The sequence below is a fragment of the Neisseria sp. CP9 genome (assembly GCF_047758525.1).
Taxonomy (GTDB): Bacteria; Pseudomonadota; Gammaproteobacteria; order Burkholderiales; family Neisseriaceae; genus Neisseria.
In genome coordinates this window covers 2,311,328-2,327,125 of the sequence record NZ_CP180502.1, presented here as the reverse complement: position 1 = coordinate 2,327,125, position 15,798 = coordinate 2,311,328, and the positions used below count along the sequence as shown (strand labels likewise).

16 protein-coding genes and 1 tRNA gene are annotated in these 15,798 nt (G+C 47.9%); 7 read left to right on the top strand and 10 right to left on the bottom strand.

Annotated elements, in window-relative coordinates:
• The first annotated feature begins 92 nt into the window (after positions 1-92).
• From ACMYUL_RS11250 to ACMYUL_RS11235, 4 genes are all read left to right on the top strand, one after another.
• Positions 93-1,529, top strand: a complete 1,437-nt coding sequence (locus tag ACMYUL_RS11250; RefSeq protein WP_415770588.1) for an NAD-dependent succinate-semialdehyde dehydrogenase — start codon at positions 93-95, stop codon at positions 1,527-1,529.
• Positions 1,530-1,929: 400 nt separating this feature from the next.
• The gene (locus ACMYUL_RS11245) at positions 1,930-2,301 is read left to right on the top strand and encodes a hypothetical protein (RefSeq protein ID WP_036529395.1); all 372 of its coding nucleotides are present in this window, start codon (positions 1,930-1,932) and stop codon (positions 2,299-2,301) included.
• A gap of 199 nt (positions 2,302-2,500) precedes the next feature.
• On the top strand, positions 2,501-2,833 hold the full coding sequence (locus ACMYUL_RS11240; protein ID WP_415770586.1) for a hypothetical protein: 333 nt from the start codon (positions 2,501-2,503) through the stop codon (positions 2,831-2,833).
• A gap of 226 nt (positions 2,834-3,059) precedes the next feature.
• On the top strand, positions 3,060-3,446 hold the full coding sequence (locus ACMYUL_RS11235; RefSeq protein WP_415770584.1) for a hypothetical protein: 387 nt from the start codon (positions 3,060-3,062) through the stop codon (positions 3,444-3,446).
• 549 nt (positions 3,447-3,995) lie between these two features.
• On the opposite strand, the gene ACMYUL_RS11230 is transcribed toward ACMYUL_RS11235, so the two are convergent.
• From ACMYUL_RS11230 to ACMYUL_RS11185, 10 genes are all read right to left on the bottom strand, one after another.
• A complete protein-coding gene (locus ACMYUL_RS11230; protein ID WP_003757803.1) occupies positions 3,996-4,310 on the bottom strand; it encodes a hypothetical protein in 315 nt (104 codons plus the stop codon).
• On the bottom strand, positions 4,294-4,596 hold the full coding sequence (locus tag ACMYUL_RS11225; protein ID WP_003675494.1) for an integration host factor subunit alpha: 303 nt from the start codon (positions 4,594-4,596) through the stop codon (positions 4,294-4,296). The genes ACMYUL_RS11230 and ACMYUL_RS11225 overlap by 17 nt, the downstream gene beginning before the upstream one ends.
• Positions 4,597-4,669: 73 nt before the next feature.
• The gene (pheT, locus tag ACMYUL_RS11220) at positions 4,670-7,033 is read right to left on the bottom strand and encodes a phenylalanine--tRNA ligase subunit beta (protein WP_415770582.1); all 2,364 of its coding nucleotides are present in this window, start codon (positions 7,031-7,033) and stop codon (positions 4,670-4,672) included.
• Between the two features lie 159 nt (positions 7,034-7,192).
• Positions 7,193-7,474 carry a hypothetical protein gene (locus ACMYUL_RS11215; RefSeq protein WP_342030980.1) on the bottom strand — a complete coding sequence of 94 codons (282 nt, stop codon included), beginning with the start codon at positions 7,472-7,474 and terminating at the stop codon, positions 7,193-7,195.
• A 52-nt stretch (positions 7,475-7,526) separates the two neighbouring features.
• Positions 7,527-8,519, bottom strand: a complete 993-nt coding sequence (gene pheS / locus ACMYUL_RS11210) for a phenylalanine--tRNA ligase subunit alpha (RefSeq protein WP_415770580.1) — start codon at positions 8,517-8,519, stop codon at positions 7,527-7,529.
• 246 nt (positions 8,520-8,765) lie between these two features.
• Entirely contained in the window at positions 8,766-9,125 is a 360-nt protein-coding gene (gene rplT / locus ACMYUL_RS11205; RefSeq protein WP_002214103.1) for a 50S ribosomal protein L20, read from the bottom strand.
• Between the two features lie 12 nt (positions 9,126-9,137).
• Positions 9,138-9,335 carry a 50S ribosomal protein L35 gene (gene rpmI / locus ACMYUL_RS11200; RefSeq protein WP_002232040.1) on the bottom strand — a complete coding sequence of 66 codons (198 nt, stop codon included), beginning with the start codon at positions 9,333-9,335 and terminating at the stop codon, positions 9,138-9,140.
• A gap of 146 nt (positions 9,336-9,481) precedes the next feature.
• Entirely contained in the window at positions 9,482-10,003 is a 522-nt protein-coding gene (gene infC / locus ACMYUL_RS11195; RefSeq protein ID WP_074895063.1) for a translation initiation factor IF-3, read from the bottom strand.
• A 17-nt stretch (positions 10,004-10,020) separates the two neighbouring features.
• Positions 10,021-11,934: a threonine--tRNA ligase gene (gene thrS, locus ACMYUL_RS11190; protein ID WP_415770578.1), complete on the bottom strand. Its 1,914-nt coding sequence runs from the start codon at positions 11,932-11,934 to the stop codon at positions 10,021-10,023.
• Between the two features lie 53 nt (positions 11,935-11,987).
• Positions 11,988-12,064 (bottom strand) — tRNA-Val (locus ACMYUL_RS11185).
• Positions 12,065-12,319: 255 nt separating this feature from the next.
• Between ACMYUL_RS11185 and tgt the strand changes: the two genes are divergently transcribed.
• The 3 genes from tgt to ACMYUL_RS11170 all read left to right on the top strand — a co-directional run bounded on the left by tgt (position 12,320) and on the right by ACMYUL_RS11170 (position 15,693).
• On the top strand, positions 12,320-13,435 hold the full coding sequence (gene tgt / locus ACMYUL_RS11180; protein WP_415770576.1) for a tRNA guanosine(34) transglycosylase Tgt: 1,116 nt from the start codon (positions 12,320-12,322) through the stop codon (positions 13,433-13,435).
• Positions 13,436-13,550: 115 nt separating this feature from the next.
• The gene (gene prmB / locus ACMYUL_RS11175; protein WP_415770574.1) at positions 13,551-14,450 is read left to right on the top strand and encodes a 50S ribosomal protein L3 N(5)-glutamine methyltransferase; all 900 of its coding nucleotides are present in this window, start codon (positions 13,551-13,553) and stop codon (positions 14,448-14,450) included.
• 505 nt (positions 14,451-14,955) lie between these two features.
• A complete protein-coding gene (locus ACMYUL_RS11170; protein WP_003757777.1) occupies positions 14,956-15,693 on the top strand; it encodes a toxin-antitoxin system YwqK family antitoxin in 738 nt (245 codons plus the stop codon).
• The last annotated feature ends 105 nt before the right edge of the window (positions 15,694-15,798 follow it).

Sequence of the window (15,798 nt, the reverse complement as noted above, 5' to 3'; positions counted from 1 at the left end):
TCATGTGGCTCAAACTACCCAATCAGTTTGCGCTTTTCCCCTATGAAGAGAATAATGACCTCCATCCATCATCTATACACACGAGGGCAGGCATGAACTCTTTTGCATCATTGTTAAACCATCCCGATATTTCTTTTCTTCCGATTCCAGCCAGCATCAAAGTCGATAATCCGGCGACGGGCGAGACTTTGGCGTTTGTCCGCACGACTCGTTCAGACGACCTCAAACTACTGATTCAAAAGGCGGAGGCTGCACAAAAATTATGGGCGGCAAAAACCGCGTTGGAACGCGCCGATGTGTTGTGGCGTTGGTATTTTTTGATCAAGGAAAACAAAGAAGAACTGGCGCGCATCATGACGATGGAACAGGGCAAAAGCCTGACCGAGGCGCGCGGCGAGATTGATTATGCGGCTTCGTTTGTGCGCTGGTTTGCCGAAGAGGCGCGGCGGATTGACGGCGATGTGCTGACAAGCGTGAAAGCGTCGCAAAAACTGGTCGTGTTGAAACAGCCCGTCGGCGTTACCGCTGCGATTACGCCGTGGAACTTCCCGTCCGCGATGATTGCGCGCAAGGCCGCGCCTGCTTTGGCGGTGGGCTGCGCGATGATAGTCAAGCCCGCGTCGTTCACGCCCCTGAGCGCGTATGCGCTGGCCTTGCTGGCTTACGAAGCGGGCGTGCCGCAGGATTTGCTTCCCGTCGTCAGTGGTAGCGCTTCGGAAATCAGCCATGAATTTGCCACGAACCCGACCGTGCGCAAAATCAGCTTCACCGGTTCGACCGAAGTCGGCGCGAAAATTTTTGCCGACAGCGCGGCGGACATTAAAAAACTCAGTTTGGAACTGGGCGGCAACGCGCCGTTTATCGTGTTTGACGATGCCGATTTGGACAAAGCCGTCGAAGGCGCGCTGGCCAGCAAGTTCCGCAACAGCGGCCAGACCTGCGTCTGCACCAACCGCGTTTACGCTCAATCCGGCATTTACGACGAATTTTGCCGCAAATTAAGTGAAAAAGTAGCCGCGCTCAAATTGGGAAACGGCTTGGATGAAGGCGTGAACCAAGGGCCGCTGATTGAGGAAAAAGCGGTGGAGAAAGTCGAGCAACACATCGCCGACGCGCTCTCCAAAGGCGCGGTCTGCCTAACCGGTGGCAAACGCAGCGTATTGGGCGGAACGTTTTTCGAACCGACCGTCTTAAGCGGCGTAACGGCGCAAATGGCGGTGGCGCGCGAAGAAACCTTCGGGCCGTTGTGCCCCGTATTCCGCTTTGAAACCGAAGCCGAAGTCATCGCGGCCGCCAACGATACGGAATACGGTTTGGCGGCTTACCTCTTCACCTCCGACGCTGCCCGACAATGGCGCGTCGGCGAAGCTTTGGAATACGGCATGGTCGGCATCAATACCGGCTTAATCAGCAATGAAGCGGCACCGTTCGGCGGCGTGAAACGCAGCGGGCTGGGACGCGAAGGCAGCAAATACGGTGCGGACGAATATTTGGAATTGAAATATTTGTGTATCGATGTGGCGGATTGAGTTTGGTCTCAGGAGGTCGTCTGAAAACGTAACTTCAGCAAGATAATCTCCCCCTATCTTTGCAGCAGCACTCTGAAAAAATTGGCGGAAATCAACAAATACGCGATATAAGACTAACGTATCGTGCAACTGATAAGTTCGCCAAATATTTTGCTGGGGCAACGACACCAAACTTTAAGGTTCACTGGATAGTATGGGAAAGTCTTTTATGTAGCCCGCGAATGGGCAGGATAATTAACCAATACAACAAGTTAAAAGAAATAGTAAATTTAAAATCTGTTTACTTAGAGAAAATAAACGTAAATTGAAAACCTAACTTTCTCATAAGGTCGTCTGAAAAATTTCCCAAAGCCAGCTTTGGAGCAATCGATTTTAGAATTTTGTGAAATATCAGTAAATTATGGAGCTTATTTTAAGTATGATAAGGAAAGTATTTATCTTTTCGGCTGTAATAGCATTATCCGGTTGTTTTGCCGGTAAACATAAAGTTCAGGTATTACCGGACGCAGAATTAAATAAGCCATATTTCACAGAATTAAATGTAACTAAATATGCTGCTTATCCCGATAATTTCAGGGTGAAAATGGATCCTCTAAATTCAGGGTTGACTGTAAAACCCACCGATGAGTGGTATGATACGGTTCATATTTCTGGAACTCCAATAACCAAGCAGAATATTACGATTGAAATATCTTATTATGTAAGAGGTGAAGTAGGATGGTTTGAAAGTAAGGCTCAGAAGAAATTTTATCAGATAAAAGTTAAAGAATAAGTTAAGGTTATCTGAAAGTTTAGTTTAGACAGCTTTCCCCTAAGAAAGGATTGTTCATATTTCAAGAAAGTACTGTGTTGTTTACATAACAGACGTAGATTGAATTGAAAACCTAACTTTCTCAGAGGTCGTCTGAAAAATTTCCCAAAGCCAGCTTTGGAGCAATCGATTTTAGAATTTTTTGAAATATCAGTAAATTATGGAGCTTATTTTAAGTATGATAAGGAAAGTATTTATCTTTTCGGCTGTAATAGCATTATCCGGTTGTTTTGCCGGTAAACATAAAGTTCAGGTATTACCGGATGCAGAATTAAATAAGCCATATTTCATAGAATTTAATGTGGCTAACCAAGCTACTTATCCTGATTATTTCAAGGTAAAAATGAATCCTCTGAATTCGGGGTTGACTGTAAAGCCCATCGACGAGTGGTATGATACGGTTCATATTTCTGGAACTCCACAAACCAAACAGGATATTACGATTGAAATCTCTTATTATATAAGAGGGCCAGGAGGATTTTTGGGATTGTGAAAGAAGGATCATAAGAAATTTTATCAGATAAAAGTTAAAGAATAAGTCAAGGTTATCTGAAGGTTTAGTTTAGATAGCTTTTCTCTAAGAAAGGATTGTTCATATTCCAAGAAAACACCGCGTTGTTTACATAACAGGCGTAGGTTGAATTGGAAGCCTAACTTTCTCAAAGGTCGTCTGAAAAATTTCTAAAAGCCAGCTTTGGAGCAATCGATTTTAGAATTCTGTGAAATATCAGCAAATTATGGAGCATATTTTAAGTATGATAAGGAAAGTATTTATCTTTTCGGCTGCAATAGCATTATCCGGTTGTTTTGCCGGTAAACATAAAGTTCAGGCATTACCGGATGCAGAATTTAATAAGCCATATTTCGTAGAATTAAGAACTAAATATGCTGCTTATCCCAATCATTTCAATGTGGAAATGGATCCTCCGAATTCGGGGTTGACTGTAACACCTACCAATATGTGGTATAACAAATTGAATATTTCTGGAACTCCAATAACTAAGCAGGATATTAAGATTGAAATATCTTATTATGTAAGAGGAGCAGTAGGTTGGTTTGAAAGTATGGACCAGAAAGAATTTTATCAGATAAAAGTTAAAGAATGAGTTAAGGTTATCTGAAGGTTTAGTTTAGATGGCTTTTCTCAAAGAAAGGATTGTTCATATTTCAAGAAAGCACTGTGTTATTTACATAACAGGCGTAGTTTGAATTGGACACCTAACTTTCTCAAAGGTCGTCTGAAAGTTTTCAGACGACCTTTTTACTAATGGCAGTCGTCCCGTTCGATTGTTCATGCAACAGAAAAAACGGAAGATGATATAGTGGATTAACTTTAAACCAGTACGGCGTTGCCTCGCCTTAGCTCAAAGAGAACGATTCTCTAAGGTGCTGAAGCACCAAGTGAATCGGTTCCGTACTATCTGTACTGTCTGCGGCTTCGTCGCCTTGTCCTGATTTAAAGTTAATCCACTATATATCGAGTATAAACTCTGGAAAAACAATTTCCTGAAGCCGCGACCGGCTTCGTATCACTTGCGCCTTCTTCGGCTGACAAATTGGCATAAAAATGTATTGTTAATCTTTTCGTCATCAATAAAAAAACCGACCTTTCAAAGGTCGGTTTTTTTATTTTTCGTAGAAATACGAAATGGCGATTATGAATGCGCTTCCAAATCTGCCAAAATTTGATTCAGGCTATCCCTAACCTCTTCTGCCTTTGCAGCAGGATGACCGTTTGCATCCAAAGAATCACGGCTGAAGCGGTCGACATAAGGCGCAAAGGTATCTTTCAGCTTCAGCAGTTTCACCACATCGGAACGGGTGTAACGATCGCCGCCGTAACCGACAACGATACCGTTCTCATGTTGCCACTGGGCAAATTGTGACGGGCTGATTTGCACCAGTTCGCACATTTCATCCAGCGAAAAATAACGTTTTGCAGGAATAACGGGATTAGCGTTGTTTGTCATAGTAATGCTCCACCATGCCTTTAAGTTTTTGGCTGGCATGGAAAGTTACTACGCGGCGGGCGGTAATCGGTACTTCTTCGCCGGTTTTCGGATTACGGCCGGGACGTTGCGGTTTGTCGCGCAACTGGAAATTACCGAAACCGGAAATTTTGATTTCTTCGCCGCGTGCCAAAGTGCTGCGGATTTCTTCAAAAAAGAGTTCGACGATTTCTTTGGCATCGTTTTTGGTTACATTGCTGACTTTATCTACCAAAATATCGGCCAATTCGGCTTTAGTTAATGTCATATTATTACCTTCTGTTGTAACAGGTGCAGATTATTACCAATTTCTATTTAAAATTCAAGCGAATATTTATTTTTTAGCTGCGCAGTTGCGCTCCCGCAGCAGTTGCGGCGTCAATCAGTTTTCCGATAACCGGCTCGACTGTTTCATCCGTCAGCGTGTTTTCCATATCCTGCAAAATCACTTTGACCGCCATGCTCTTCATCCCTTCAGGCAGACCCGTACCACGATACACGTCAAATACGCTGATTTCCTGTACCAACTTATTTGCCGCGCCTTTCAAGGCGGCCAACAAATCATCATGGGTCATGGTTTCAGGCATCACAAACGCCAAATCCCTGCGCACCGGCTGGAATTTCGATACGGCCTGATAGCGCGTTTTTTCGCGTTCCAACACCGCTGCCATATCGATTTCAAATACCAGCGGCGCTTGCGGCAAGTCGTATTTTTGCAGCCATTTCGGGTGCAATTCGCCGACAAAGCCGATGACTTGGCCGTCTGAAACGATATTGGCGGCGCGGCCAGGATGTAAAGCGGGATGTTCGGTTTTGACGAACTCAGCCGCTTTGTTTTTCAACAGATTTTCTACATCGGCCTTGATGTCGTAAAAATCCGCGTTGCGCGTTTTCTCGCCCCATTGTTCGGGCATGACCGCGCCGTACCACAAGCCGCCGATGCGTTCGTTTTGTACAAACAGGCCGTCTGAACCTTTGCTGAACACGCGGGCGATTTCAAACACGCGCACGCGGTTTTGCTTGCGGTTCAGATTGTTTTGCAGAATTTCCACCAAGCCGCCGATGAGCGTGGAACGCATCACGGCATACTGCGCCGCCAGCGGGTTTTGCAGGCGGATCGGGTTCGCGTTGGCGGCAAAATCGAGTTCCCACTGCTCGTCAACGAAGGCATAGCTGACCACTTCGCGGTAGCCGCGCGCCGCCATTTCGTTATAAACGGCAAAACGCGGACGGCGGGTCTCAGGCAACGCCAGCATTTTCAGACGACCTGATGTGTAATCGTCGGGGATATTTTCATAGCCGTAAACGCGACCGATTTCTTCAATCAAATCGGCTTCGATTTCGATGTCGAAACGGAAACTCGGCGCGGTAACACGGAAACCTTCCGCCGTTTTTTCAGGCTGCAAGCCCAAGTGCTGCAAAATGGTTTCCACCTGTTCGGCAGGAATGTCCACGCCCAACACGGTTTTCAGACAACCCAAACGCAATTCGACCTGCTTCGCTTCAGGCAATTCGCCCTGCGCTTCCACCATTTCGCCTGCCTCACCGCCACAAATTTGCAAAACCAATTCGGTAGCGCGTTCGATGGCGTCAGCCTGCAAACGGTAATCCACGCCGCGCTCAAAGCGGAACGACGAATCCGAACCAAAACCATATTGGCGCGATTTGCCGGCGATGATTTCAGGCGCAAACCAAGCCGCTTCCAGCACGATATTTTGCGTGTCGTCTGAAACCGCGCTCGCTGCGCCGCCCATCAGCCCTGCCAAACTCAACGCGCCTTTTTCGTCGGCCACTACCAGCGTGTTTTCAGACAGAGAGACGGTTTTCTCGTTCAGGCATTCCAGCGTTTCACCTTCGCTCGCACGGCGGATGTGCAGGCTACCTGAAAGTTTGTCAGCATCGAAAACATGCATCGGCTGACCGATTTCCAGCATCACATAATTGCCAATGTCCACCAGTGCGGAAAGGCTGCGGATACCGCTGCGCTCCAAACGCTGCCTCATCCAATCCGGCGTAGCGGCGCGCGCGTTCACGTTTTCAATCACGCGGCTGATAAAGCGGCCGCAATCGGCAGGCGCATCAATCTGCACGGGCTGTTTGCGGCTGCCCGTGATTGGCGCGGCATGGATTGCAGGCTGCTTAAACGCGCAACCCGTCAGCGCGGACACTTCGCGCGCAATGCCTTTGATGCTCAGGCAGTCGGCACGGTTCGGCGTGATTTTCAGCGTGAACACCGTATCGTCCAAATCCAGATATTCGCGGATGTTTGCACCGACAGGAGCGTCTTGCGGCAGAATGTGCAGGCCGTTCACGCCGTCGTCAGGCAGACCGAGTTCATCGGTGGAACACAACATCCCATTCGACACCACCCCACGCATCTTGGTCGGCTTGATTTTGAAATTGCCCGGCAACACCGCACCCGGTAGCGAACACGGCACTTTGATGCCCGCTTTCACATTCGGCGCACCACACACAATCTGCACCAACTCGCCCGTACCCGCATCGACTTGGGTAACGTTCAAATGGTCGGCATCTGGATGTTTTTCAACGGATTTCACTTCGGCAATCACCACGCCCGTAAACGCAGGCGCGGCAGTCTCGGCTTCTTCCACTTCCAAGCCGGACATGGTTAACAGATGTTCCAGCTTATCGGCGGAAAGTTCGGTATCGGCTTGGGTTTTCAGCCATGAGTAGGAGAATTGCATGTTATGTTCTCAATCAACTAATTAACTTTTTTATCAGATTTTGTTTTCAGACGACCTGTTTGTTTAGGGCGCAGGCTGGTTTTTAACTTTGTTGGGGCTGTTGCTTTCAGGTAGCCTTTTCAAACCTTAAGCAATCAAAACAATAAATATTGTTACAAACTACGCTAGCAAGGCACAGCCTAAGGTGACACTCACTGTAAACGCTACACGTTCCCAGCTTTTAAACCACGGCATCAACCAACTACCGATCGCGGTGACAAAACAGGACACAGTAAATGCGGTAAATCCGTAATTCGACCACCTTATTGCACCTTCCACATCGTCGCCGGTCAGAGTTTTCAAATCGGCCAACGCCAAAGAGCGGTTTTCGCAATAGATAGACAGCAACCACAGTGCAACAGCAAACGCATAGCAAACGAATGGGGTAACATAGCGTTTCATGATTCAGCTTTCTGCGGTGCAGGCTGCTTTTCCATTCAAGCAGCCTGCACAATCATTTCGCAAACTGTTTCAAAAAGTTCAAATCGTTATCAAAAAACAGCCGCAAATCGTTCACGTTGTAACGCAACATAGCAAAACGGTCGAGGCCGATGCCGAAGGCGAAACCGGTGTATTTTTCAGGGTCGATATTCACGTTTTTCAACACGTTGGGATGCACCATACCGCAGCCGCCGACTTCTAGCCATTTGCCGTTTTCGCCCATGATGTCGATTTCGGCGGACGGTTCGGTGAACGGGAAGAAAGACGGACGGAAACGTACTTGCAAATCATTGCGTTCGAAAAAGCGGCGGATAAAATCGGTGAACACGGCTTTCAAATCGGCAAAAGTTACGCCCTCTTCTACCCACAAACCTTCAGCTTGGTGGAACATGGGTGAGTGCGTTGCATCACTGTCCACACGGTAAACGCGACCGGGGGCGATAATGCGGATGGGCGGCTCTTTTTTATCGAGCATGTAGCGGACTTGAATCGGGGAAGTGTGCGTGCGCAAAACATCGCCGTTTTCAACGTAGAACGTATCCTGCATAGCGCGGGCGGGATGATTTGCGGGGATATTCAGGGCTTGGAAGTTGTGGAAATCGTCTTCGATTTCCGGGCCGTCTGCCACTTCAAAACCCATGCCGTGAAAGAGTTCAACCACGCGCTGCAAAGTCAGGGTTACGGGATGCAGACCGCCATTTTCCTGCGCGCGTCCGGGCAGGGTAATATCGAGTGCTTCGGCGGCAAGCTGGGCTTGGAGTTTGGCTTCGTTGAGCACATCGCGTTTATTGTTAAAGGCCGTCTGAAACTGGATTTTGCATTCATTGATATGCGCACCTATGGTTTTGCGCTCCTCAGGCGACATTTGACCTAAGGTTTTCAGAAGTCCGGTCAACTCGCCGGTTTTACCAAGATAACGGGCTTTGATTTGTTCTAGAGCGTTGAAGTCTTGCGCGGCTTCTACTGCGGCAATGCCTTCTGCAACGATACGGTTTACATTTTCCATAGTGGTTTTATCATCTGTCGGTTGATGATGGGTCGTCTGAAACAATGAGGCCGCCTGTATGGTTTGGTGTTGCCAAACTTTTCAGACGACCTTTTATCGTTTACGGCCAATCCGTTTGATAGAATCGGCGTATTTTAGCGCAAATCAATTCAAAAAAATAGACTTTAAAGAAAGAAAATCAATTACATAGACTTTCTTCAGACAAAGAAAAAAGGAAGCCGTAGCTTCCTTTTCAAATTTTTTGGATTAAGCAGCCAAAGCAGCTTTAGCTTTCTCAACCAATTGTGCAAAAGCGGCTTTATCAAATACAGCCAGATCAGCCAATACTTTTCGGTCGATTTCGATAGAGGCGCGTTTCAGACCGTTCATGAATTTGCTGTAAGACAGACCATTTTCACGGGCACCTGCATTGATACGGACAATCCACAATTGACGGAATTGGCGTTTGCGTTGACGACGGTCGCGGTATGCGTACTGACCGGCTTTCATTACCGCTTGCTTGGCAACGCGGTATACGTTTTTACGACGACCGCGGTAGCCTTTGGCTAACGCGAAGATTTTTTGGTGACGGGCACGAGCGGTTACACCGCGTTTTACGCGTGGCATATTCTAAACTCCTTAAGCGTAGGGTAACATTTTAGCAACAGAAGCCAAATCGCGATCGTTTACCATAGAGGTACCGCGCAGTTGGCGTTTGTTTTTAGTGGTCTTTTTAGTCAAGATGTGGCGTTTGAACGCATGAGCGCGTTTTACACCGCCGTTACCCAGTACTTTGAAGCGTTTTTTCGCGCTAGACTTGGTTTTCATTTTAGGCATGGGAAAACTCCATTCGTTATTAGATAAGGCATTAGGGGGTTTTAAAACATCGATTTCAAACACTTGAACCCAAAATGCCACGGTTTTTGCCGCCAATCAAAAGCTTACCCCGAAGCGGCAATCGGAGTAAGCTGGAAATTATAACTTTATTTTTTCTTTGGTGCAATCATCATCACCATTTGACGGCCTTCCATTTTAGGGAAGGATTCGATTTGGGCTACTTCCGCCAAATCCTCTTTTACGCGCTCTAAAAGTTGCGCACCGAGTTGCTGGTGAGCCATTTCACGACCGCGGAAACGAAGCGTTACTTTGACTTTATCGCCGTCAGCCAAGAAGCGGTTGATGTTGCGCATTTTGATTTGATAATCGCCTTCATCGGTACCCGGACGGAATTTGATTTCCTTAATTTGCACCTGCTTCTGATTTTTCTTGGCTTCGTCGCGTTTCTTGGCTTGTTGGTATTTATATTTACCGTAATCCATCAGTTTGCATACAGGCGGTTTGGCAGTAGGGGAAATCTCTACCAAATCCACATCCTGCTCTTCGGCCATAGCCAAAGCTTCACGAACCGATACGACACCAAGCTGTTCGCCTGACTCACTGATTAAACGCACTTCTTTAGCGGTAATTTCGCCATTGATTCGTGCTTCGCGTTCTTGAGCGATGATGAATACTCCTATAAAAATTAATGGTTGACGAGGGCGTCTGCGATTTCTTGCTGCAGTTGTGCAATGAAATCATCCAAATCCAAAGAACCCAAGTCTTCTGCTTTGCGGCGCACGGCCACTTTGTTTTCCTGCTTCTCTTTATCGCCGACAACGATTTGATAAGGGAAGCGGTATTGGCTGTTATCGCGGATTTTGTAACCGATTTTTTCGTTACGCAAATCCAGCTCTACACGGAAGCCAGCGGCTTGCAATTTAGCAGCCACTTCACGGCAGTAATCCGCTTGATTTTCGGTGATATTCATAATCACCATTTGAACCGGAGCCAACCACAACGGGAAAGAACCTGCGTGGTTTTCAATCAGAATACCGATAAATCGCTCCAAAGAACCCAAAATGGCGCGGTGCAACATTACCGGACGGGCGCGGTCATTGTTTTCGGTTACATATTCTGCATCTAAGCGTTCCGGTAACACAAAATCCAGTTGCAGCGTACCACACTGCCAAGAACGTCCCAATGCGTCTTTGACGTGATATTCGATTTTAGGTCCGTAGAACGCGCCTTCACCCGGCAACTCGTCCCATTTCACGCCGCAAGCAGTCAATGCTTCGCGCAGACCTTGTTCTGCCTTATCCCACACGTCGTCTGAACCTGCGCGCTTTTCAGGACGCAGTGAAAGCTTGACGGATACATCGTGGAAACCGAATTGCTTGTAAATACGAACCAGCAATTCATTAAATGCCCGCGCTTCGCTGACAATTTGATCTTCGGTGCAGAAAATATGCGCATCGTCTTGTACAAAACCGCGAACACGCATCAGTCCATGCAATGCACCACTCGGCTCGTTGCGATGGCAAGAGCCAAACTCTGCCAAACGCATCGGCAAATCACGGTACGAGCGCAAGCCGTTATTGAAAATCTGAACATGTCCGGGGCAATTCATTGGTTTAACCGCATATTCGCGTTTTTCCGAACTGGTTACGAACATATTGTCTTTGTAGTTATCCCAGTGACCGGATTTTTCCCAAAAGGTTTTATCCATGATTTGGGGAGTTTTGACTTCTTTATAGCCGGCGGCATTCAGCTCTTTACGCATATGCTGCTCGATAGTCTGCCACAAAGCCCAACCTTTGGGATGCCAAAACACCATACCCGGCGCTTCGTCTTGCAAGTGGAACAAATCCAGTTGTTTGCCCAATTTGCGATGATCGCGTTTTTCTGCTTCTTCGATACGCTGGATATAGGCTTTTAATTCGTCTTTTGTCGCCCAAGCCGTACCGTAAATACGTTGCAGCATTTCATTATTACTGTCTCCACGCCAGTATGCACCTGCCAACTTGGTCAGCTTGAAGTTTTTCAGGAAACGGGTGTTCGGAACGTGCGGACCGCGGCACATATCGACATATTCCTGATGATGATACATACCCATTGCTTCAACTTCGGGCATATCGTCAATCAAGCGCAGCTTGTATTCTTCACCGCGATCTTGGAAAATTTTGATGGTTTCGGCGCGCGGAGTCATAATTTTGACTACATCATAATCCTGAGCAATCAATTCTTTCATGCGCGCTTCGATGGCAGCGACATCTTCAGGCGTAAACGGTTTTTCCGTTGCGATATCGTAATAAAAGCCCTCTTCAATGACGGGGCCGATAACCATTTTTGCGTTGGGATAGAGTTGCTTGACCGCATGACCGACAAGGTGGGCGCAAGAGTGGCGGATGATTTCGACGCCTTCTTGGTCTTTCGGGGTAATAATTTGGACGGTTGAATCTTCGGTAATCGGATCGCACGCATCGACCAATTTGCCGTTTACCTTACCCGCCACTGTCGCCTTCGCCAAACCTGCTCCGATAGACGCGGCAATCTGTGCCACGGTAACGGGCGATTCGTACTGGCGGACTGAGCCGTCCGGCAAGGTAATGTTTAACATCAAAAAGCTCCAAAACATTAAAAAATAACGGCATAAATGCCGTTTGGGAAATTTGGTAGGCACGATTGGATTCGAACCAACGACCCCCACCATGTCAAGGTGGTGCTCTAACCAACTGAGCTACGTGCCTGTTTAACAGGGTTCGGATTATAGACGATACTTTGACGCGATGGCAAGCATGAAAATGAGGTTTCAGACGACATTGTCGGAACATTGTGATTTTTTTGAAACATTTTCAACAGTGAACATCTCGATACGAATAAGGTCGTCTGAAATATTCAAACACCGCTATTGCGATGAAAATCCTTTATAATCGCGTTTTTACCTCAATCGTTTGACTGCACGGCGGCTTCACACGCCGTTTTCGACATTATAGATACAACCTATGCTCAAATTTACCTTACATAAAAAAGACGGCCATGCCCGACGCGGCACGTTGGAACTGAACCACGGCAAAATCGAAACGCCCGTATTTATGCCGGTCGGCACTTACGGCTCGGTCAAAGCGATGAATCCGCAAAACCTGCACGACATCAAGGCACAAATTATTTTGGGCAACACTTACCATTTATGGCTGCGCCCCGGTTTGGAAGTTATCGAACAATTCGGCGGCCTGCACGACTTTATCGGCTGGGACAAACCCATCTTGACCGACTCGGGCGGTTTTCAGGTTTTCTCGCTCTCCGATATGCGCAAACTTACCGAAGAAGGCTGCACCTTCCAAAGCCCGATTAACGGCGACAGACTCTTCCTCTCGCCCGAAATCTCCATGAAAATCCAAACCGTACTCAATTCCGACATCGTGATGCAGTTGGACGAATGCACACCCGGCGAAGCAACGCACGAACAGGCGCAAAAATCCCTGCAAATGAGCCTGCGTTGGGCAGAACGCAGCAAAAAAGCCTTTGAAGATTTGAAGAACCCGAATGCCCTGTTCGGCATCGTGCAAGGCGCGATGTATGAAGATTTGCGCGAAGAATCACTGCGCGGCTTGGAACAATTCGACTTTCCCGGCCTTGCCATCGGCGGACTGTCCGTCGGCGAACCCAAACCCGAAATGTACCGCATGTTGCGCGCCGTCGGACCGATGCTGCCCGAACATAAACCGCATTACCTGATGGGCGTCGGCACACCCGAAGACCTCGTTTACGGCGTGGCGCACGGCGTGGACATGTTCGACTGCGTCATGCCCACCCGCAATGCCCGCAACGGCTGGCTGTTCACCCGTTTCGGCGATTTGAAAATCAAAAACGCCAAACACAAGCTCGACAAACGCCCTATAGACAAAAGCTGTACCTGCTACGCCTGCCAAAACTTCAGCCGCGCCTACCTGCACCATCTGCACCGCGTCGGCGAAATCTTGGGCGCGCAACTCAACACCATCCACAACCTGCATTTCTACCAAGTCATCATGGCGGAAATGCGCGAAGCCATCGAGCAAGGAAAATTTGCCGATTGGCAGGCACAATTCCATGAAAACCGCGCCCGCGGGGTGGATTGAGATTGAACTATGCTTATCGAGGTCGTCTGAAAACGTTATATTCAAGCAAACACCGTTTTCAGACGACCTTGCTGTTATAATGCAAACATTAATTTACATTATTTGAGAGTGCGATATGTTTACCCAAGCAGCCCAAGAATTGACCACCGTCCGCGACATCCTGCGTTTTGCCGTCAGCCGTTTCAACGATGCCGGTTTGTTTTTCGGGCACGGCTCGGACAACGCGCACGACGAAGCCGCCTACCTAATCCTACATACCCTCAACCTGCCGCTGGACACGCTGGAGCCTTACCTCGACGCCAAGCTGTTGCAAAGCGAGAAAGAAGAAGTGTTGGCAGTGCTGGAACGCCGCGCAGTCGAACACATTCCCGCCGCCTACCTCACCCATCAGGCATGGCAAGGCGATTTCGATTTTTATGTTGACGAACGCGTCATCGTACCGCGTTCGTTTATTTACGAACTACTCGGCGACAACCTTACCCCTTGGATAGAACACCCCGAATTGGTTCACCGCGCATTGGATTTGTGTACCGGCAGCGGCTGCCTCGCCATTCAAATGGCACACCACTACCCCGCCGCTGAAATTGACGCCGTCGATTTGAGCTTGGATGCGCTGGAAGTAGCCGCCATCAACATCGAAGATTATGGATTGGAAGACCGTATCAACCTGATTCACACCGATTTGTTCGAAGGTTTGGAAGGCACATACGACCTGATCGTTTCCAACCCGCCTTATGTCGATGCCGAATCGGTCGATATGTTGCCCGACGAATACCTGCACGAACCCGAACTCGCCTTGGGCAGCGGCGAAGACGGTTTGGACGCCACCCGCCAAATCCTGCTGCACGCCGCCAAATACCTGAACCCCAAAGGCGTATTGCTGATCGAAATCGGACACAACCGCGACGTATTGGAAGCCGCCTATCCCGAATTGCCGTTCACTTGGCTGGAAACCAGCGGCGGCGACGGATTCGTATTCTTGCTGACCCGCGAGCAATTGTTGGGATTGGAATAATCCCTTGCTGATTTTGATACGGTCGAAAATCTTCTGCATATAGGTTTTCGGCCGTATTTTCATGATTGCGCTCGCCCCAAACCATTATAGTGGATTAACTTTAAATCAGGACAAGGCGACGAAGCCGCAGACAGTACAGATAGTACGGAACCGATTCACTTGGTGCTTCAGCACCTTAGAGAATCGTTCTCTTTGAGCTAAGGCAAGGCAACGCCGTACTGGTTTAAAGTTAATCCACTATATTATTAACGTTGAACATATCCGTTTAATCTGTTTTCAGACGACCTCCCTATACACAAATTCAATATTCCAATCGGAACCATTTCTTATATTTATTGTCTGTATTTCAATAAGCATTCATAAAAATATTATATTTAACCCGCATGACCTGATGGATTATAATGACGAATAACAGCCGGAATATGCTTTATTCAAATATTATCGACTTGACGACTCAACTAAATACCTATTATTTACACCTCCGCCACATCGGAACAATCAGACAATGAACCACTTTTGGACAAACAGCCTGACCGCCTGCATCCTGCTTGGCGCGTCGCTTCAAGCTTCGGCACAAACCCACTCCGTTTATTTCAATCAAAACGGCAAAATTACCGCCACAATGTCATCGGTAGCTTACGTCCGCCAATACACCGTCGAATCCGGCGTAGCGCAAGTGCAGGACTTTTACTATCCGTCCATGAAAAAATATTCCGACCCGTATGAAATACCGGCGGCGCAGATCAAAACCTTCGTTCCCGTCCTCAACAACGGTACTTTGACGCTCTGGCATTTCAACGGGCAAAAGAAAATGATCGGCAGCTACCGCAACGGCAAGCCGAACGGCGAATGGACCAACTGGTACCCCAACGGTAAAAAATCGGCGGTCATGCCCTATCTGAACGGCTTGAGCGAAGGCGTCGGCTCACGCTATTACCGCAACGGCACGAAAGAAAGCGAAATCCAGTTCAAACATGACAAGGCAAACGGCTACTGGAAGCAATGGTATCCCAACGGCAGCCCGAAAACCGAAATGACCATGGTCAACGACAAACCGACCGAAATCATGAGTTGGGACGAAAACGGCCGCGCCCTTTCTGAAATTACCATTACCAACGGCAAACGCAACGGCGTTGTTCTGGAATGGTATGACGACGGAGCCAAAAAGTCTGAAACAGTTTACGCCAATGATCAAATAGTGAAAAAGACAAATTGGGACAAAGAAGGTTACGTTATTGAATAACAGAAAAGGGAAACGATATGTTTCCTTTTTTTGTTTAAAACATCACTCTCCCCACCGAATCATGCCGGCCCGACAAAGGTCGTCTGAAACCTGCCGTTCCCAATG